Source organism: Herbidospora solisilvae, assembly GCF_009901565.1.
Lineage (GTDB): Bacteria > Actinomycetota > Actinomycetes > Streptosporangiales > Streptosporangiaceae > Herbidospora > Herbidospora solisilvae.
The window spans coordinates 492727-511913 of sequence record NZ_WXEW01000008.1 but is presented as its reverse complement, the minus strand read 5'-3'; the positions used below and the strand labels follow the sequence as shown (position 1 = coordinate 511913).

The 19187-nt window shown below is 70.9% G+C and carries 18 protein-coding genes; 6 read left to right on the top strand and 12 right to left on the bottom strand.

The window, feature by feature from the left end; genetic code table 11:
* Window positions 1-3 precede the first annotated feature (3 nt).
* A complete protein-coding gene (locus GT755_RS28405; protein WP_161482618.1) occupies window positions 4-933 on the bottom strand; it encodes an amidohydrolase family protein in 930 nt (309 codons plus the stop codon).
* A 336-nt stretch (window positions 934-1269) separates the two neighbouring features.
* Window positions 1270-3453 (bottom strand): DNA helicase PcrA, encoded by a 2184-nt coding sequence (pcrA, locus tag GT755_RS28400; RefSeq protein ID WP_328794520.1) that lies wholly within the window; start codon window positions 3451-3453, stop codon window positions 1270-1272.
* A 74-nt stretch (window positions 3454-3527) separates the two neighbouring features.
* On the opposite strand from pcrA, the gene GT755_RS28395 reads away from it, so the two are divergent.
* Complete coding sequence (locus GT755_RS28395) at window positions 3528-4247, top strand: PIG-L deacetylase family protein (protein ID WP_161482617.1); 720 nt, start codon at window positions 3528-3530, stop codon at window positions 4245-4247.
* On the opposite strand, the gene GT755_RS28390 is transcribed toward GT755_RS28395, so the two are convergent.
* From GT755_RS28390 to GT755_RS28370, 5 genes are read right to left on the bottom strand one after another with little or no spacing between them, the layout of a single operon-like run.
* Window positions 4236-4967, bottom strand: coding sequence for a CPBP family intramembrane glutamic endopeptidase (locus tag GT755_RS28390; protein ID WP_161482616.1), 732 nt, complete (start codon window positions 4965-4967; stop codon window positions 4236-4238). The two genes, GT755_RS28395 and GT755_RS28390, sit on opposite strands and share 12 nt — an antisense overlap.
* Before the next feature lie 29 nt (window positions 4968-4996).
* Entirely contained in the window at window positions 4997-5722 is a 726-nt protein-coding gene (locus GT755_RS28385; RefSeq protein ID WP_328794519.1) for a neutral zinc metallopeptidase, read from the bottom strand.
* A 51-nt stretch (window positions 5723-5773) separates the two neighbouring features.
* Window positions 5774-7231: a glutamate-cysteine ligase family protein gene (locus GT755_RS28380; protein ID WP_161482615.1), complete on the bottom strand. Its 1458-nt coding sequence runs from the start codon at window positions 7229-7231 to the stop codon at window positions 5774-5776.
* A 27-nt stretch (window positions 7232-7258) separates the two neighbouring features.
* On the bottom strand, window positions 7259-7897 hold the full coding sequence (locus tag GT755_RS28375; RefSeq protein ID WP_030451408.1) for a response regulator: 639 nt from the start codon (window positions 7895-7897) through the stop codon (window positions 7259-7261).
* A complete protein-coding gene (locus GT755_RS28370) occupies window positions 7894-9039 on the bottom strand; it encodes an ATP-binding protein (protein ID WP_235967410.1) in 1146 nt (381 codons plus the stop codon). The genes GT755_RS28375 and GT755_RS28370 overlap by 4 nt, the downstream gene beginning before the upstream one ends.
* A gap of 158 nt (window positions 9040-9197) precedes the next feature.
* On the opposite strand from GT755_RS28370, the gene GT755_RS28365 reads away from it, so the two are divergent.
* From GT755_RS28365 to GT755_RS28345, 5 genes are all read left to right on the top strand, one after another.
* Window positions 9198-10667, top strand: a complete 1470-nt coding sequence (locus GT755_RS28365; RefSeq protein WP_161482613.1) for a PspC domain-containing protein — start codon at window positions 9198-9200, stop codon at window positions 10665-10667.
* Window positions 10657-10869 (top strand): hypothetical protein, encoded by a 213-nt coding sequence (locus GT755_RS28360; RefSeq protein WP_030451411.1) that lies wholly within the window; start codon window positions 10657-10659, stop codon window positions 10867-10869. Before GT755_RS28365 ends, GT755_RS28360 begins: the two co-directional genes overlap by 11 nt.
* A gap of 90 nt (window positions 10870-10959) precedes the next feature.
* Entirely contained in the window at window positions 10960-11574 is a 615-nt protein-coding gene (locus GT755_RS28355) for an SRPBCC family protein (protein ID WP_161482612.1), read from the top strand.
* Between the two features lie 92 nt (window positions 11575-11666).
* On the top strand, window positions 11667-14399 hold the full coding sequence (locus GT755_RS28350; RefSeq protein WP_161482611.1) for a CDP-glycerol:glycerophosphate glycerophosphotransferase: 2733 nt from the start codon (window positions 11667-11669) through the stop codon (window positions 14397-14399).
* On the top strand, window positions 14396-15454 hold the full coding sequence (locus GT755_RS28345; protein ID WP_161482610.1) for a glycosyltransferase: 1059 nt from the start codon (window positions 14396-14398) through the stop codon (window positions 15452-15454). The genes GT755_RS28350 and GT755_RS28345 overlap by 4 nt, the downstream gene beginning before the upstream one ends.
* Here the strand turns inward: GT755_RS28345 and GT755_RS28340 are convergent.
* The 5 genes from GT755_RS28340 to GT755_RS28320 all read right to left on the bottom strand — a co-directional run bounded on the left by GT755_RS28340 (window position 15451) and on the right by GT755_RS28320 (window position 19109).
* Window positions 15451-15780: a helix-turn-helix domain-containing protein gene (locus GT755_RS28340; protein ID WP_161482609.1), complete on the bottom strand. Its 330-nt coding sequence runs from the start codon at window positions 15778-15780 to the stop codon at window positions 15451-15453. The genes GT755_RS28345 and GT755_RS28340 overlap by 4 nt on opposite strands.
* Window positions 15777-16151, bottom strand: coding sequence for a type II toxin-antitoxin system RelE/ParE family toxin (locus GT755_RS28335; protein WP_161482608.1), 375 nt, complete (start codon window positions 16149-16151; stop codon window positions 15777-15779). Before GT755_RS28335 ends, GT755_RS28340 begins: the two co-directional genes overlap by 4 nt.
* 73 nt (window positions 16152-16224) lie before the next feature.
* Window positions 16225-17271, bottom strand: coding sequence for a sulfotransferase family protein (locus tag GT755_RS28330; RefSeq protein ID WP_161482607.1), 1047 nt, complete (start codon window positions 17269-17271; stop codon window positions 16225-16227).
* Window positions 17272-17275: 4 nt separating this feature from the next.
* Window positions 17276-18277 (bottom strand): sulfotransferase family protein, encoded by a 1002-nt coding sequence (locus tag GT755_RS28325; protein ID WP_161482606.1) that lies wholly within the window; start codon window positions 18275-18277, stop codon window positions 17276-17278.
* Entirely contained in the window at window positions 18270-19109 is an 840-nt protein-coding gene (locus GT755_RS28320; protein WP_161482605.1) for a CDP-alcohol phosphatidyltransferase family protein, read from the bottom strand. Before GT755_RS28320 ends, GT755_RS28325 begins: the two co-directional genes overlap by 8 nt.
* Window positions 19110-19187: the final 78 nt, after the last annotated feature.

The following is a 19187-nucleotide window of genomic DNA, read 5'->3' as shown; positions in this document are numbered from 1 at the left end:
GTCTCAGGTCGCGCGTGGCAGCAACCGGCGGGCGTTGGCCGTGGTCAGCGCCCGCCAGTTCGCGTCTACCGACGCCACCTGGGCGGCCACCGCCGGGGGCGGCGTGAAGCAGTAGTCGCTGCCGTAGAGGATCTGGTCGGCGCCGAAGGCCTTCTCCAGGGCCGGCACCTGCCGGGGGAACGGCGTGCCGGCGATGTCGAACCACAACCTGCCCACCTGCTCGACGGCCGACGGGTCATCGGGCGAGCCGCCGAAGAAGGCGGTCCGGAACAACTCCATGCGGTCGGACAGCAGCGGCAGCGTGCCCCCGCCGTGGGTGAAGATCCACCGGATGCCCGGGTGTCGTGTCAGGACACCGGAGAACACCAGGTCGGAGACGGTCCGGGTGGTGTCGAAGATGAACTCCAGCATCGGCCTCGGCCGCCCCATCGCGACCTGCTCGTGGTTGACCGGCGAGGTCGGGTGGACGAACACCACCGCCCGCCGCCGGTCGAGTTCCTCCCAGAGCGGCTCGTAGGCCGGGTCGCCGAGGTAGCGGCCGTGGGCGTTGCTCATCAGGGCCACCCCGTCACTGCCCAGCTCGTCGAGGGCGTGCGCGAGTTCGGCCAGGGCCCCCTCGACGTCGGGGACCGGCAGCGAGGCGAAGTGGCCGAACCGGTCGGGCTGCCTTCCGGCCAGGTCGGCGGCGTAGTCGTTGACCTGGCGCGACAGCTTCCGGGCCGCGAGGTCGTCACCGAAGTGGGTGCCGGGCGAGGAGACCGACAGGAACGACTTCCGGATGCCGTTGACGTCCATCAGGTTCAGGTGGTCGTCGGGCGTCCACGTCGGCCAGCGGGGCATGCCGTCGGGGGTGACGTGCCCCGCCTCGGTGGCGGCGGCGATGTAGTCACCGGTCACGAAGTGGGCGTGCACGTCGATCAGTTCGCCGGCCATGTGATCCTCGTCTCTCGGGTGTACGCGTCAGGAGATATCGCATTCCGTACCCCCCCGTCCCGCATTCCCGGATCTTGCTCACTCCTCCCCCGGATCCGGCGCCGTGACGTCCCGCTTCTCACAACACGGCCGGTCCCATGACGCCGCCCGTCCCATGGCGTGGCCGCTTTGCCGGCGTTTGGCGGGAAGGCGGGCTTGACCATTGTCGTGACGCGCCGCCGCCGGAAGCGGGTCGTCGGCGCCGGATGCGGGGCGGGCCGGGGGCGGCGGGCGGGGCCGGGGTGGGCGGAGCCGTAACGGGCGAAAAGACCCACCAGCGGCCGGAAGACGGCGGGTCTACAGTTTTTCGAGACTTCTCGCGTAGTGGGTCATGAGGGTCTTCACGCCCGCGCTGCCGAAGTCGATCTTCGCGCGGGTCTTCTCGCCCTCGCCCTCGACCTCGAGCACCGTGCCCAGCCCGAACTGGTCGTGGGTCACGCGGTCGCCCGTGGCGAACTGCACGGCGGGCTTGCCGCCGCGGCTCGCCACCGGGCGGGTCTCGCGTTTGGTCGCGGCGCCCCAGGCGTTCTTCTTCGGGTCGTTGCGCCACTCGACCAGGTCGGCGGGCACCTCGGCGAGGAAGCGGGAGGCCGGGTTGAACGAGGGGGCGCCCCAGGCGGTGCGGACGGCGGCGCGGGACAGGTAGAGGCGCTTCTCGGCGCGGGTGATGCCCACGTAGGCGAGGCGGCGCTCCTCCTCCAGTTCCCTCGGGTCGCTCAGGGAGCGCATGTGGGGGAAGACGCCGTCTTCCATCGCGGTCAGGAAGACCACGGGGAACTCCAGGCCCTTGGCGGTGTGGAGGGTCATCAGGGTGACCACGCCGCCGCTCTCGCCGTCGGGGTCGGGGATCGAGTCGGCGTCAGCGACCAGGGAGACCTGCTCCAGGAAGTCGACCAGGGTGCCCTCGGGGTTGGCCGCCTCGAACTCGGACGCGACCGAGATGAGCTCGTTGAGGTTCTCGATGCGGCTTTCGTCCTGCGGGTCGCCGGAGGTCTCCAGCTCGGTGCGGTAGCCGGTCGAGGTGAGGATCTCCTCGGCCAGGTCGGAGATCGGCAGCTCCTTCGCCCGCAGGTCGTCGAGCAGGGTGACGAACTCGCGGATCTGGTTGAGCGAGCGGGTCGCGATGCCGGGGGCCTCCTCGGCGCGGCGCAGGCCCTCCCAGAAGGAGACGCGCTCCCGGGACGCGAACGCCTCGACCATCGACTCGGCGCGGTCGCCGATGCCGCGCTTGGGCACGTTGAGGATGCGGCGCAGCGACACCGTGTCGCTGGGGTTGGCCAGCACGCGCAGGTAGGCCAGCAGGTCTTTGACCTCTTTGCGCTCGTAGAAGCGCACGCCGCCGACGACCCGGTAGGGCAGGCCGGTGCGGATGAAGATCTCTTCGAAGACGCGGGAGGCCGAGTTGGTGCGGTAGAAGACCGCCACCTGACCGGGGGTGACGCCCTCGTCGTCGGAGAGGCGGTCGACCTCCTGGGCGACGAAGGTGGCCTCGTCGTGCTCGTTGTCGGCGACATAGCCGATGATCTTCGGACCGGCACCCTGGTCGGACCAGAGGTTCTTGGGCTTGCGGCTCTCGTTGCGGGAGATGACCGCGTTGGCGGCGTTGAGGATCGTCTGGGTGGAGCGGTAGTTCTGCTCCAGCAGGATCGTCTTGGCCGACGGGTAGTCGCGCTCGAACTCCAGGATGTTGCGGATCGAGGCGCCGCGGAAGGCGTAGATCGACTGGTCGGCGTCGCCCACGACGACCAGTTCGGCGGGGTCGTCGACGCCGACGAGCTCCTTGATCAGCATGTACTGCGCGTGGTTGGTGTCCTGGTATTCGTCGACCATGACGTGGCGGAACCGGCGCCGGTAGTGTTCGGCGACCTCGGGGAAGAGCTGGAACAGCGTGACCGTGAGCATGATCAGGTCGTCGAAGTCCATCGCGCCGGCCTCGGTGAGGCGGCGCTGGTAGGTGCGGTAGGCCTCGGCGAGCGTCTTCTCGAGGTGGGTCTGCGCCTTGTCGGCGGCGGTCTCGTAGTCGACCAGCTCGTTCTTCATGTTGCTGACCTGGGCGGAGAACGACCTCGGCGGGTAACGCTTGGGGTCGAGGTCCATCTCGCGGCAGACCAGCGCCATCAGCCGCTGGGAGTCGGCCTGGTCGTAGATCGAGAAGCTGGTGGTGAAGCCCAGCCGCTTGGCCTCGCGGCGCAGGATGCGGACGCAGGCGCTGTGGAAGGTCATCACCCACATGGCCTTGGAGCGCGGGCCGATCAGCTTGTCGACCCGGTCTTTCATCTCGCGGGCGGCCTTGTTGGTGAAGGTGATCGCGAGGATCTCGCCCGGGTGGACGTCGCGCTCGGCCAGCAGGTAGGCGATGCGATGGGTCAGGACCCTGGTCTTGCCGGAACCGGCCCCCGCGACGATGAGGAGCGGGCCGCCCTGATGGACGACGGCCTCCTTCTGCTGGGGGTTGAGGCCGTCAAGCAAGGGATGGGTCACCCGTCTAGCGTAGGGCCGCGCAGCGACAGTTCGCTCAAGTGAACGAACATCTGCGATCGACTTCTGGAGGACACATGTTGGACGCCGCTGATATCCGGACCGTGCTGGTGGTGACCGCCCACCCCGACGACATCGACTTCGGCGGCGCGGGCACCGTCGCCTCGTTCACCGACCGGGGCGTCCAGGTCGTCTACCTGCTGGCCACCTCGGGTGACGCCGGGGGCTTCGACCGGGCCGTCGACGGCGTCGGCATGGCCGAGCTCCGCCGCGCCGAGCAGGCGGCCGCCGCCAAGCACGTCGGGGTCGCCGACATCCGCCACCTCGGCTACCCCGACGGGGCCGTCGAGGCGACGCTGGCGCTGCGCAAGGACATCGCGCGGGTGATCCGGCAGGTCAGACCCGACCTGGTGATCACCTCGACGCCGGAGCGCAACTACCTGAGGCTGGGGCCCACACACCCCGACCACCGCGCGGTCGGCTCGGCCACCCTCGACGCGGTCTACCCCGACGCCCGCAACCCCTACGCCTTCCCCGACCTGCTCGCCGAGGAGGGCCTGGAGGCCTGGACGGTCCGGGAGGTCTGGATGATCGGCTCCCCCACCCCCAACCACTGGGTCGACGTGACCGCCACCCTCGACCGCAAGCTCGCCGCCCTGCGCGCCCACGAGTCGCAGACCGGCCACATGGACGACCTGGAGAGCTTCGTCACGGGCTTCCTGGCGGCCAACGCGCAGGCCGGGGGGCTGCCGCAGGGCACGTACGCCGAGGCGTTCCACGTGGTCTCAACCGGCTGAGCGGCGTGTCCTCCGGACGTCCATCCGGCGGGCCCCGCGAGCGGCGACGAAGCCCAGCGAGTTGGTCGCCAGGTGCAGGAGCGCGGGGGCGAGCAGGCCACCGCGCCGGCGCAGTTCGTGGAAGCCCAGACCGGCCAGGGTCGTGGTCGCCACGGTCCCGGCGACCAGCCGGGAGGCGCCCGCCCCGGCGGCGGCCGGGTTGGCGCGGGCCATGTCGAGGGCGGGCAGCACGTGCCAGAGGCCGAACAGCAGGTTGGAGGCCACCGAGGCGGTCCGGGGCTTGAACGAGTGGCCGAACAGCTCCGGGAGCACCCCCCGGAAGGCCACCTCCTCCAGCAGGACCGTCCCGACCGGCACCTGCAGCAGCGCCTCCTCGAACAAGCGGGCCCGGGTCAGCGCCAGGGCCCGTTCGTCCATGAACAGCCGCCGCGTCGGGGGCAGCAGCACCCCGCCGGTGTAGCCGGCCGCCACGGCGGCGGCCAGGCCGCCGCCGATCAGCGCGCCCCGGGCGGGTGAGGCGAAGCCGAGGTCACGGGCGCCCACCCCGGCCCGGCGGGCGATCAGGAGCAGCGCGCCGGTCGCCACCGCCGAGGTCAGCGGCGCGTAGCGGCGGGCCACCGTGTTGTTGAGGACGTTGGCCGCGGCCAGCACCCCCACCGCCGCCCCGAGTGCCGCGCCCGGTCGCCGGACCCGTCGCGGCCGGGCCTGTCCACTCGCCATCGTGTGAGCCATCCGGTAGATCTGCCCTTTCAGCAGGCCCCGACGCCCTGTTGGAAGCCCCGCGCGAAGTTGAGCTGCCGCTGCTGCGCGGTCCCGTGCGCCCCCGGCTCCCACCACGCGTCGGTCGGGTCGCCGGCGTTCTCCAGGTTCGCCATCAGTTCGGCGTCGTCGCCCGCCTGGGCCTGCAGCCGCTGTCCGTCGATCAGGCCCTTGAGGGTGCCGCCGGCGTAGCAGTCGGCCTGGAGCTCGGCCTGGACGGAGAACTCGAAGTTCGACATCAGCTGGTTCTGCACCGAGTGCCCGAACTCGTGCGGGATCACGATGTAGACGGCGGCGTCGCCGAGCTGGTCGTAGAGGCTCTGCAGCCAGGTCGCGTCGTAGGCGATGAAGTGGCCGTCGGGGCAGTAGAAGGCGTTGTTCGGCACGGCGGCCTGATCGCCGCACGCCGGGCCGTCGTCGCCGTTGTACTCCACGAACCGGCTGATCGGCTGGTAGGTGCCGCCGGAGGCGGTGAACTGCTGGGTCCAGAACTCCTCGGTCAGGCACCGGGCCAGGCGGACGTCCTCGGAGAAGTTCTCGCCCTTGACGTCGCAGTCGGAGGCGGGCGGGTCGGTGGGCGGGTCGAGGTCGGTCTCGATCTGGTCGGGCGTGGTGACCTCGGGAGCCGGTTCGGCGCCGGGATCGGGGGCGGTCACGGAACCGCACGACATGGTCAGGGCCAGGAGGGAGATCGCCAGGAGCCGGGGTAATTGCACGCCCTCATCCTGCCCGCCCAAAGACGGATATTTCTTGAGAAGACCGGACTTCTAGCCCCACTGGTGAACGGGCTCGTTGGTGTGCATGTTGGCCATGTACTCCAGCGTCATCCGGCGCAGGCCCTCGTGGCCGCCGCCGTGTTCGCGCACCTTGCGGACCTGCCAGGTCGCGCCGGTCACCCCGGTCAGGCAGCGCTGCTCGATGATGCCGAGCAGGCGGTCGCGGCACTTGGGGTCGCAGCCCCACAGGTTCAGGCCGTCGTGGGCCAGCGGCAGCAGGCGGCGCAGGATCAGCTCCGCGGCGGTGACCTCGCCCATGCCAGGCCAGTAGAGGCGGGCGTCGATGCCGTGGCGGGCCGCCGCCCGCAGGTTGTCGGCGGCGGCGGAGAACGACATCTGCGTCCAGACCGGGCGTTCGGCGAACGGCAGCACGCGCATCAGGCCGTAGTAGAACGCCGCGTTCGCCAGGATGTCGGCCACCGACGGGCCGGCCGGCAGGACCCGGTTCTCGACGCGCAGGTGGGGGAGGCCGCCGGAGATGTCGTACACGGGCCGGTTCCAGCGGTAGATCGTGCCGTTGTGCAGGGTCAGCTCGCTCAGCGTGGGCACTCCCCCGGCCTCCAGGACCATGGCCGGGTCCTCGTCGTCGCAGAGCGGCAGCAGCGCCGGGAAGTAGCGGTTGTTCTCCTCGAACAGGTCGAAGACCGAGGTGATCCACCGGTCGCCGAACCAGACGCGGGGGCGCACGCCCTGGGCCTTGAGCTCGTCGGGCCGGGTGTCGGTGGCCTGCTCGAACAGGCTCAGCCGGGTCTCCCGCCAGAGCTCCTTGCCGAACAGGTAGGGCGAGTTGGCGGCCACGGCCACCTGCGGCGCGGCGATGGCCTGGGCGGCGTTCCAGTGGGCGGCGAAGTTGCGCGGGCTGACCTGCAGATGGAGCTGGACGCTGGTGCAGGCGGCCTCGGGGGTGATGCTGTCGGCGTAGGTGTGCAGGCGCTCGACGCCGTCGATCGCGATGCGCAGGTCTTCGCCCCGAGCGGCGAAGATCTGCTCGTTCAGCAGCTTGTAGCGGGGGTTGGCCGACAGCGTGCCCTCGGAGAGGTCGCTCTCCTTCAGCGTCGGCAGGATGCCGACCAGGACCATGTGGCCGCCGACCGTCCGGGCCTGCGCCTCGGCGTGGTTCAGGCTGTTGCGGACGGTCTGCTCCAGCTCGACCAGGCCGGGGCCGCCCAGTTCCCGGGGCGCCACGTTTATCTCGACGTTGAACTGGCCCAGCTCGGTGTCCCAGTCGGGCGCCGAGATCGCGTCGAGGACCTCGGCGTTCTTCATCGCCGGCTCACCCCGGTCGTCGACCAGGTTCAGCTCGATCTCCAGCCCCGCCAGCGGCCGCTCGGCGTCGAACCGGGCCTCGCCGAGCATGCGGGCGAGCACGTCGAGCGAGCGCTTCAGCTTGTCGCGGTAGCGCCGCCGGTCGTCGCGGCTGAAGTGCGTCGCGGGTACGTCACGCCCCATTTGTGAAGCCTGTCACACCCGGCGCGCTCAGACCAGTCGGCGTGCGGTGGCCCAGCGGGACAACTCGTGGCGGTTGGAGAGCTGGAGCTTCCTGAGCACCGAGGAGACATGGGTCTCCACGGTCTTCACGCTGATGAAGAGCTCCTTGGCGATCTCCTTGTACGCGTACCCGCGCGCGATCAGCCGGAGCACCTCCCGCTCACGTTGCGTCAGGGAGTCGAGCTCGGGGTCGATGGGCGGGGCCTCGGTCGAGGCGAACGCGTCGAGCACGAAACCGGCCAGGCGGGGCGAGAAGACCGCGTCGCCGTCGGCCACGCGGGTGATCGCGTCGGTCAGCTCGGCGCCGCTGATCGTCTTGGTCACGTAGCCCCGCGCGCCGCCCCGGATCACGCCGATCACGTCTTCGGCGGCGTCGGAGACCGACAGCGCCAGGAAGCGGACCTGCGCCCCCGACCCGAGCACCCGGCGCAGCACCTCGACGCCGCCGCCTCCGGGCATGTGCACGTCGAGCAGGACCACATCGGGTTCGAGCTCGGCGATCGTGGCCACGGCCGACTCCACGTCCTCGGCCTCGCCGACCACCTGGATGGAGGGGCCGAGTTCGGCCCGCACCCCCGACCGGAACAGCCGGTGGTCGTCCACGATCAGCACTCTTACCGTCTTCATGGGGTGGTCCTCTTCATCGTCAGCATGATCTCGGTGCCCTCGCCGGGGGCCGTCTTGACGCGGGCCGTGCCGCCGAAGCGCTCCATCCGGCCGATGATCGACTGGCGGATGCCCATGCGGTCGTCCGGCACGTCGTCGAGCACGAACCCCTTCCCTCGATCCCGGACGAAAACGGTGGCCTCGCCGGGTTCGACCTCAAGGTAAACCGATACCACGGGCGATTCGGAATACTTCGCCGCGTTGACCATCGACTGCCGGGTCGCGTGGACCATCGCCCGCAGGCCGTCGTCGAGGTCGCAGTCGCCGACGCAGACGATCTCGATCGGGACGCCGTGGGCGTCCTCCTCCTCGGCCGCGGCCCGCCGGACGGCGGCGGCGAGGGTGGCGTCGGCGTCCTGTTTGGGCATGTAGAGCCAGTTGCGCAGGTCGCGCTCCTGGCTGCGGGCCAGGCGGGTGACCTCGCGGGGGTCGTGGGCGGCGCGCTGGATCAGGGTCAGGGTGTGCAGCACCGAGTCGTGGACGTGCGCGGCGACCTCGGCGCGCTCCTCCTGCCGGATCCTCTCGGTGCGCTCCTTCTGCAGCTCCCGCCACAACCCGGCCAGCCACGGCGCGGCGATCAGCGCGACCCCGCCGAGCACGACCCCGGTGAACACCAGCCCGGTGCTGGCCTGGGCGAGCTGGTCCTGCGCCGCGAGGAACCCGATGACGCCGACGCCGACGAGCAGCAGGCCGATGCCCGACCGGACCCAGGTGGCGCGCACCCGGCCGACGGTCGAGGTCATCCACTTCTGCCGCCGGCCCGGCTCGGCCTGCTGCCACAGGATGAGCGAGCCGATCCCGCCGACGGCGATGGGCCACATGGCGAGCCCTCCGGCCGCCGCCCCGCTGACCAGGGCGAGCGCCCCGAAGGCGAACCCGAGCAGGCCGTAGGCGGCCACCTGGCCCCAGTCGCGGCTGCCGTGGGGGTGTTCGGTCTGCTCCGTCGCGGTGAACATCCACAACGCGGCGTACGCCACCACCCCGACCCCGTCGAGGATCGTGAGCAGCACGAACGCCAGCCGCAGCACGACCGGGTCGAGGCGCAGCTGGGCGGCGGCCCCTTGGGCGACTCCGGCGACCACGCGCCCCGCCCGGGGCCTCATCAATCTGGGGGACGCCTCGGCGGCGCCAGGGTTATCCGACATTGCTCCTGCATCGTCACATGTCGTCTCGCGCGCACGCATCAGGGCGAGTCCCTGAGAAGGCTTTCAGGGACGTCCCCGATGGCGGCCATCCCAGGAAAACGGACAGGATGGGCACCATGACCGAGGCACCACCCGAGGAGATCCCGCTCGCCCGTTCGTCCGACGGGCGCATGCTCATGGGCGTGTGCGCCGGGATGGGCCGCTTCACGGGCATGGACCCGGTGCTGTTCCGCGTGGGCTTCGCGGTGCTGCTGCTGGGGTCGGGCATCGGCTTGTTCCTCTACATCGCGGCCTTCCTCCTGATGCGCGAGCCGGGCGGGGGGCCCGGCCACGTGGAGCAGTGGACGCGCAGGATATTCGACCCCGAGACCGTGATGGCCCTGCTCGTGGCCGTCTTCGCCGTCGGCCTGATCATCAACCTGGCCTCGGGGGGTATCGACCGCGGCACGATCGTGGTCGGGGTGCTGCTGGCGATCACGCTGCTGGCGGCCCACGCGCGGGGAGCCGACGTGCTCGGGCTGGTCACCTCGCTTCCCGAACGGCTGTCGGGGCGGCGGGGCACCACGAAGATGGAGCCGCCGCCCGCCGCCGACTCGGCGTTCACGCTGGGGGCCTTCACCACGGGGGCGACCGGCGGGAACCTCCGCGAGACGGTGCGCGAGTCGTTCCGCGAGTCCTACCGCATGTCGTTCGGCCGCTACCCGTCGGAGAGCTCGGCCGACGGCGATCGGGAACCGGCGCCGGAGGCGCAGCGGCCCACCCGGGAGTATCCGCGGACCCCTCCCCCGCCGAAGTCGCCCGACGGCTACCGGCGGTTGTCCGATCTGGCCTACGAGGCCAGGCAGGCGGCCTATGCGGCCGGCGACGCGTTCGCGCCGCACGGGCCGTTCGCCAAGCGGGCGCCGGCGCCACCACCGCCACCACCACCGCGCCCCAGGGCGCCCAAGCCGCCCAAGGCGCCGAAGGCCAAGAAGCGCAGGTCCTTCGTCGGCGTCCTGACATTCGTGCTCGCAATGATCGTTGGAGGGGTCATGGTCGCCGTGCAGCAGCCCGGGGCCGATTCGGTGAGTCTGCCGATGGTCGGCGGGGCGGTGCTGGCCGTCATCGGAGGGGGCCTGCTCGTCGCCGCCTGGTTCGGCCGGGGTGCCGGGCTGATCGCGCTCGGCGTGATCGTCGCGGTGGCCCTCGTGATCGGCACGTCGGTCACCGGCATCTCGAAGAGGGTCGGCAGCTACTCGTGGCACCCGACCACCGTCGCGACCGCCGCCCGCACCTACGCCGTGGGCGTCGGGGCCGGCGAGCTCGACCTGACCGACCTGGAACTCGCGCCCGGGACGCGCGTCAGGTTCGACGCCTCGGTGTCACTGGGCCAGCTCACCGTGGTCGTGCCGCCCGACGCCTTCATCGAGGTGCACGGCACCACCCGCCTGGGCGACATCAAGATCGACCACCATGTCAGCGACGGCGCCGACGTCCGGATCAGCCGGGTCCTCAACCCGGTGACCGGCCCCGACGGCCTGGCGGCCACGATCGAGCTGTACGTCTCGGCGGGCGTCGGCGACGTGGAGGTGCGCCGTGGCGCCTGACGTGCCCGAGCGGAACGACCGCAAGAGGGCCCACCGGACCGACTGGATGGCGCTGCTGTGCGGCCTGCTGTTCGTGGGGGTCGGGGTGCGTTATCTGACCGACCCGACCCCCGACCCGGCGATCATCGGGCCCATCCTCATCGGGGGGCTGGGAATCGCCGGAATCGCGGGAATCCTGGCCAAGGTGATCCGGAAGCGGTGACCCGGGGGTTGATCTGCGACTACGCAGGCGTACGTTCGTAGTTTGGCGGTAGTTGTCTCCGGAGCGGCTTTCAGAGAACGGAGTCGAGCCATGCGATTCGAGCACGAGTTCACCGTGCCGGTCCCGGTCGACCAGGCGTGGTCGGTCCTCCTCGACGTCGAGCGGCTGGCCCCCTGCCTCCCCGGCGCCACACTCGACTCCGTCGAGGGCGACACGGCCACCGGGAGGATGCGGGTCAGGGTCGGCCCGCTCACGGTCAACTACCGGGGCACCGCCCGGATCGCCAACGCAGACAAGGACACCCGGAGCGTCGAGGTGGTCGTCGAGGGCGCCCACGCGACCGGCGCGACCGAGGCGGCCATGACGGCCCGCCTGCTGGAAGACGCCACGGGCACCCGGGTCATGCTCGTCACGACGTGCGCGACCGACCTGCCGCAACCGGTGCTCGACGACGTCGGCGCGCGGTTCGCCGCCAACCTGGCCGCCCTGATCGAGGGGCGGCGGCACCTGACGGTCGTGCCCGATCCCGTGCCCGAGTCCCATCCGCCGGGCACCCTGCGCACCTCCCGCACGGCCGAGGAGGAGGCCTTCGACCTGCGCGAGGCCGCCGGGGCGTCACTGGTCAAGCGGCTGGCCCCGGTGGTGGGCGGGCTCGGGGCGATCGGGCTGATCGTTTACGTCGTCCGGCGGTGGGGCCGCCGGTAAGTCGTCGGCAAAAGATGACTACAGAGGGCAATCGTCCGATTTCATGGGGGAACATCCCATATCAGTGATTTTCATCTGATATGGGGGTGGGTATGGCGGCCCGACCGGCTGTGAGTGTGGTCGTGATCACCTACAACGACGCGGCCCGCCTCCCGAGGGCCGTGCGCTCCCTGTACGCCCAGACCCTCCGCGACCTGGAGATCATCGTCGTCGACGACGCCAGCACCGACGACACCGCCGACGTGGCGGGACGTTTCCCCGGGGTGCGCTACATCCGGCTCGACCGCAACTCGGGCGGCTGCGGGGCGCCGCGCAACGCGGGACTCGACGCGGCGCGGGCGCCCTACGTCATGTTCCTCGACAGCGACGACGAGCTGCCGAGACACGCCTGCAAGGCGCTGCTGACGGAGATCGAGCGCACCGGCGCCGACTTCGTGGCAGGCCAGATCATGCGCCACTACGAGGCGAGCGGGACCGGCGCGCCCTACTACCCGGAGTTGTTCCGGCGCAGGCGCGTGGTCGAGGGCATCCGGGCCGAGCCCGAGCTCTTCCTCGACGGCTTCTCCACCAACAAGATCTACGACGTCGAGTTCCTGCGCCGCCACGACCTGCGCTTCCGCGAGGACCTCCACTACGAGGACCACGTCTTCACCGCCCGCCTCTACGCCCGCGCGCAGCGGTTCGCGGTGGTGCCGTGGCCCGTCTATCTGTGGCACCGGGCGGCCGGCGAGAGCACGTCGATCTCCCTCAGCCTGCGCGACGTCGCCAACGCGCGGTCCCGGGTGGCCGCCGCCGAGGCCGCCGACCAGGCGCTGCGCGACGCCGGGATGGGCGACCTGGTCGCCCATCGCCAGTCCCGGTTCGTCCGGCAGGACCTGCGGGTCTACCTGAACGTGCTGCCCCGGTTCGACGCGGTGTGGGCCAAGGAGACGGCCGCCGTCCTCCGCCCCTACCTGGAGCGCCTGGAGCAGGGCGTGCTGGAGCGGGCCGACCCCATGACGCGGGTCTGCGGCGAGCTGCTGCTGCGCGACCGGGTCGAGGACCTGTGCGTGGCCGCCCGCAGCCTGACCGGCCCCAAGGCGCCGCCCCGGCACGCCGTCAGGGTCGACGGCCTGACCTATTGGGGCGCCGAACCCGACCCGGCCTTCGAGATCACCGCGATGCGGCTGGCCGAGCTGCCCTACTCGCAGGCCCGGCTGCGCCACGAGGTGACCGAGATCGCCGCCGCCGGCTCGGTCCTGACGATGTCGATCACCACCTACGACCCCTTCGGCGTCGTCGGCCTCGACGACGTGGCCGACCTCGTCGCCAGGAAGCACCGGACCCGACTGATCCCGCGCCGCCAGCCCGACGGGACGATCCAGACCGAGGTCACCCTCGACCTGGCCACGATCCCGCCGGGCCGCAGCGGCGCCTACGAGCCGCGCCTCGGCTTCACCCGCCCGCTCGACGGCCACACCACCAGCGACCCGCTGCTCGTCGGCGCGAACCTGGAGCCCCTGACGCTGAGGACCAAGGGGTACGAGATCACCGCCCGCCCCCTCGGCGACACCGCCACGTTGCGGCTGCACTGGCGCAGGACCGGCCTGCTGCGGGCCGTCGCGCGGCGGCCGTCCATCCGGCCGCACGCCCTGCGCGCCGCCGGGCTCCCGGCGCGGTTGCGGAGGAGGCTGGCCGCCAGAGACGTGAAGCTGGCCGTCTACAAGGTGCTGATCCGCGTCGTCCCGCGTAAGAAGGACCTGGTCCTGTTCGAGTCCGACTGCGGCCGGGGCTACACCGGCCACCCGCGCTACATCCACGAGGAGCTCCTCCGCCGGGGGTCGAAACTGCGCGCCGTCTGGTCACGCTCCTCGGGCGTGTTCCCCGCCCACGTGACCACGGTCCGCCGCATGAGCTGGCGGCACGTCTGGACCATGGCCCGCGCCGGATGGTGGGTCGACAGCCACGGCATGCCGCTCGGCTTCCCGAAGCCGCGCGGCACCCGCTACCTGCAGACCTGGCACGGCCAGGGCATCAAGTCGATCGGCCTGGACGCCCCCGACCTGCGCGGCGACTTCCCCGGCCCGCGCGAGGAGTGGCGCGCCAACGTGGCCCGCTGGGACGCCCTGGTCTCCCCCGGCGCCGAGTTCGAACGCACCTTCATCCCGTCGAACGAGTACGCAGGGCCCGTGCTGCGGCACGGCTCACCGCGCTGCGACGTGCTGTTCCACGGCGACCCCGAGGCGGCGGCCCGGGTGCGCAGGGAGCTGGAGATCCCCGCCGCCAAGAAGATCGTCGTGTACGCCCCCACCTACCGGGACCTCACCCGGGGCGCCTCGGTCCGGGCCGACCTGCACGAGCTGGCCGCCGAACTGGGCGACGAATGGGTCCTGGTGCTGCGCACCCACCCGATCGAGAAACACGTCATCCCGCAGGACCTGCGCTGGTTCGCCCGCCAGGCAGGCGGCTACCCCGAGGTCAACGACCTGCTGCTGGCCGCCGACGTGCTGGTCACCGACTACTCGTCGCTGATGTGCGACTTCGCCGTGACCGGCAAGCCGATGGTCTTCCTCGTCGACGACTGGGAGACCTACCGGAGAACCGAACGCGGCAGCCAGTACGACCTGCCCGAGATCGCCCCCGGCCCCTGCGTCACCACGACGCGGGACCTGGCCGCCGCGATCCGCGACCCGTGGAGCCCCGAACGCTACGCCGCCTTCCGCCGGACGTGGTGCGCCGAGGAGCGCGGCCACGCGGCGGCGCGGGTCGTGGACGCGTTCTTCGAGGGCGTGACGCCCGAGATGCCAGTCGCCGTGATCCCGCAGCCGACGGAGGCCGCCCTGTGAACACCGTCTCCTTCGCCTGCCTGGACGCCGACACACTCGGCGGCATGCAGCGAGTCACCCACACGCTCGCCCAGGGCCTGGCCCGGCGCGGCTACGACGTCCACGTGATCGGCCTGCACATGTCGGACGACCCCGTGACCTACGTCGAAGACCCGGCCTACGGCCGCCACGAGCTCAACCGCGGCCCCCGCTGGGGCTTCGGCGCCACGAAACGCGCCCGGCAGCTCCTGGACGGGATCGCGCCCGGCCTGCTCGTCATGACCTCACCGGGGGTGGTCGCCCGCCTGTCCGGCCTCCTGGGCGGCCACCGCGGCATCGGCCACTACCACGGCTCGTTCGCCCACGCCCGGGGCACCTGGCACTTCGGCGCGGTCACGGCCCACTACGGCCACCTCGACCAGGCCGTCTTCCTGAGCGAGGACGACGCGTGGCGTTTCTCGGAGGAGGCCCTGCTCCCCAACACTTGGCACATCCCGAACCCGCTGCCCGGCTGGCCGCACCGCCCCTCGCCGCTGCGCAGGACCCGGATCCTGGGCGTGGGCCGCCTGACCGGCGTGAAACGCTTCGACCGCCTGATCTCGGCCTTCGCCCGCGCGGCCCGCCCCGACTGGGAACTCCACCTGATCGGCGACGGCCCCGACACCGACCGCCTCATGCTGCACGCCGTGACCGAGGGCGTGTCGCAGCAGGTCGTGTTCCGCGGCCGGATCCCGGCGGGCGAGATGCCGACCGAATACCGCGCCGCGTCACTGGTGGCCCTGTCGAGCGACCACGAGGGCTTCCCCCTGGTCCTGGGCGAGGCGGCGGCCTTCGGCATCCCGTCGATCGCCTTCGACGTGTCCGGCGGGGTGCGCACCCTGATCGACGACGGCGTGACGGGGGTTCTGGTCCCCCCGGGCGACGTGACGGCCCTGGCGACGGCTTTGGCGGCACTGATGGACGACGCGCCGAGAAGAGCCGAGATGGGCGCCGCCGCCCGCGTCCACGCGGACGCCTTCCGCCTGGAACCCGTCCTCGACCAGTGGGAACACCTCTTCGCCCACCTGAGCCGCTAGGCGACCTTCACCGAGTGGGAGCCTACATTGATCGTGACATCGAGGTGTCCGCCGAGCGCGGCGGCGTAGGCGCGCAGCGTCTCCAGCTCCATGACCTCGAGGTTGCCGTTCTCGATCTGGGAGATACGGGACTGGGTCACGCCAAGGATCTTGGCGACCTCCGCCTGGGTCTTGCCAAGGGACTTACGGAGCTCGCCGAGCTGATATCCCGCGACATAGGCGTCGAGTTCGGCCTCAGCCCTCGCCTGGAGCTCTGGGTCGGCCATCTCAGGGTTGAGACGGTGAGCCTCGGCTTTGACGTCTTCCCATCTGCGAGCGCTGCTCATCGATTGGCCTCCTTCTCCAGCTCCGCCCGGTAGTCGGCGTAGCGTGCCTCAGCGAGCGGTATGGCCTTGTCATACCAGCGGGACCATTGTCCCGCTTTGTCTCCACCAACCAGGAGGATCGCCGCCCGGTCCGGATCGAAGACGAAAAGCAGTCGGATCTTCGACCGCCCGCTCGAACCAGGTCTCAGTTCCTTCAAATTGCGGAGATTGCTGTGCTCAAGGGTGTCGACCAGCGGCCGCCCCAGTGCAGGGCCGCCCTCAGCGAGTCGATCAATCGCCTTTTGGATCGCCACCGCAGTGACACGATCTGTTATGGCTAGCTCCAAGAACCACGACTCAACCGGCTTCAGAAGAATGACTTCCCAGGACATGTGGGCAACATAAGCTAAGACTAATGCCCCGAGTGGGGATTTCCCAGGGATGGAACCCCAGGAAATCCCCCGTCTACGACGACTCGACCAGCTGGCTGTGGGGCAGGGGAGGCAGCCCCGCCAGTGCCCGTTGGCCGGAGGTCAGCAGGGCCGAGAGCGGGCCCGGTTCCCACAGCCGGATCAGTCGTTCGCGGCCCGTGCGCTTCAGCCGGGCGCCGCGCCGTCTGGCCGCCGTCGTGCGGTAGGCCGTGCGGTGGTCGCGGGTCGCCTTCGGTGCGCCGCTCAGCTCGTAGCCGTGGGACTCCAGGCGGGAGCCCAGGACGGTCTCGCACAGGGAGATCTGCCAGGGCTCCAAACGGGTGGACCAGCTGCCGCTGCGGGCCGTGGTCACGGCCGTGTGGGTGTTGGCGTGCCAGACCTTGTGGGCCGGCACGGCCACCTGGGCGACGTGCCGGGGTTCGCACATCGCCGGGTCGTAGTCCTCGCCGATGAAGCCGCACAGGCGCTTCAGGGCGAGTTCCGGGTCGGCCGTCAGGTCCTCGTACCGGAGTTCGTGGTAGGAACCGGCCGGGAGGTGGGCGGCGTGGTGGCGGCCGAAGTCGATCGCCTCGGCCCAGTTCGCGATCGCGTGGTAGACGTCCAGTTTGTACCAGGGCATCTCCAGCAGCGAGGCCACGCAGTCGCGGCCGTCGCGGACCAGGTGGATGAACTGGGCGTCCGGGAACAGGCGCAGCAGCATGCCCACGTGCTTGAAGTAGCTCGGGCGCTTGTCGCCCCACCTCGGCTTCCCGAAGCGGGCCGCGTAGTCGCGGAACACCGTGCCCAGGACCGAGCCGAGCGAGCCGGGGGCCGCGACCGCGTGGTCGACGTACTCGGTGCGGTCGAGGCCCAGTTCGCGGAACTTGGTGTCCTTCCCGCCGGCCACCCATTCGGCCAGGCGGCGCCGGTTGTCCGGACGCCGCATGTCGCCGTGCCGGCGCCGGGCGTGGTAGGCCTGGATCATGAAGCGGGTCTCCGGCGGGACCGCGATCCGCGGGTGACTGTGCAGCATGAGCTGCAACATCGTGGTGCCCGAGCGCGGGCAGCCGATGACGAAGACCGGCCTGTCCAGGGTCGCCATGGGGTCAGGAGCCCAGCCCGGACAGCTCGCGCTGGCCGTCGGTGAGCTGCGCGGCGACCGGGCCGGCCTCGCGGAAGCGGTTGAACCACTCCGTCACGGCCCGCTTGCGGTACCGCCGCTTCCAGTAGGCGGCCGTCTTCTCGTACGCCGCGACGTGCTTGCGCTCGGCCTTCGGGGCGCCCGTGAGCTGGTAGCCGTAGGAGGTCAGGCGCTCGCCCATGACGGTCTCGCAGAGCGAGATCTCCCAGGGCTCCAGGCGGGTCGACCACGTGCCGGCGCGGGCGGTGGTGACCTCGCCGCGGGTGTTCTCGTGCCACGACTTGTGCGACGGGATCGTGTCGGCGACCTTCGACGGCTCCCGCATCGCCGGGTGGTACTCCTCGCCCAGGAAGGAGCACAGCTTCTTGAGCTCCAGCTCGGGGTCGGCCGTCAGGTCCTCATAACGGAGCTCGTAGTAGCTGTCGGGGCCGAGGCCGACCTTGCGGCCGAAGTCGATGGCCTCGCACCAGCGGTTGACCGCCTGGTAGATGTCCTCCTTGAACCAGGGCATCTCCTTCAGCGAGGCGACGCAGTCACGGCCGTCGCGCACGATGTGGACGATCTGGCAGTCCGGGAACATCGCGATGAGCGCGTCCATGTGCTTGATGTACGGTGGCCGCTTGTCGCCCCAGCGCGGCTTGCCGTGCTGCTCGCCGTACATCTTGTAGACCAGGCCGACGACCGAGCCCAGCGAGCCGGGCCCGGCCACGGCGCGCTCGATGAACTCGTGCTTGTCGATGCCCAGGTCGCCGAACTGGGTGCGGTGGCCGCCGGTGACCCACTGGGCCATCTCGCGGCGGCGCTCGGGGTTGCGCAGGTCGCCGAAGCGGCGGCGCTTGAGGTAGGCCTGCACGAGGATGCGCGTCTCCGGCGGGATCGCGATGCGCGGGTGGGCGTGCAGCATGAGCTGGAGGAGCGTGGTTCCCGAGCGGGGGCACGCCACGATGAAGATCGGCCGATCAGACAAGCACTTTCACCCTTTCCGGTACGACCCGGTCGGCCTCACGGGCCGCCAGCCAGGTGCGGTAGACGAGAGCGGCCTCGAACGCGGTCAGCAGCGCGCCCGTGGCGAGCGCGGACCAGAGCATCGCGGCCGCCCCGAACAGGGGCGCGACGACGAAGATCGCCGCGTGGAACTCGATGCCGCTCATGAGATGGGTCCGGACGCGGTGCCGCGCGAGGAACAGGCGGAACCGGTCGAACCAGGGGAATCTGCGGCGGAAGGCCGACTGGAGATCGACGACGGAGCCGTCGCGGACGTCGGCCAGCGGGTCGGCCAGCAGGACGTCCTCGACGAACACGGGGTCGCCGCCGGTCGCGGCGCGCACCCGGTCGCGGGAGGCCTCCCTGACCCTGAGGAGCTGGGGCCCGTTGACATACCGGAACAGGTCCAGGACCACGATCCCGGCGGCCAGCCACAACGCCCACAGGGCGCCCTCGCCGAAGGCGAAGCCGAACGCGCATCCCGCGACGCGCACCCGGTCGCCGACGTAGTCGAGCCAGAGGCCGAACGAGGTGCCGCTGCCCTTCAGCCGGGCGATCTTGCCGTCCATGCAGTCGACGGTGAAGCTCAGGTAGAACAGCGCCGCGCCCGCGGCGAGCTCACCGGCCGCGAAGCAGGCGGCCGAGGCGACGCCGAGCAGCATCGACAGGCCGGTCAGCCCGTTGGGCGTGATCGAGGTGTGGTTGGCGGTCAGGAGCGCGAGCCGGCACGCGACCGGGTCGACCGCGAAGACGGTCCACCAGGAGTCCCGTGGCTTGCGCGTCGCCAGTATGTCGTCGAGCGTGAAGCCCCCCATGAACGTAAGAATGACTACGTTCGGTAGTCGTCAACGGCTTCTTCTGGGCTCCCCAGAGCATCTCGTTGCCACTTCTTG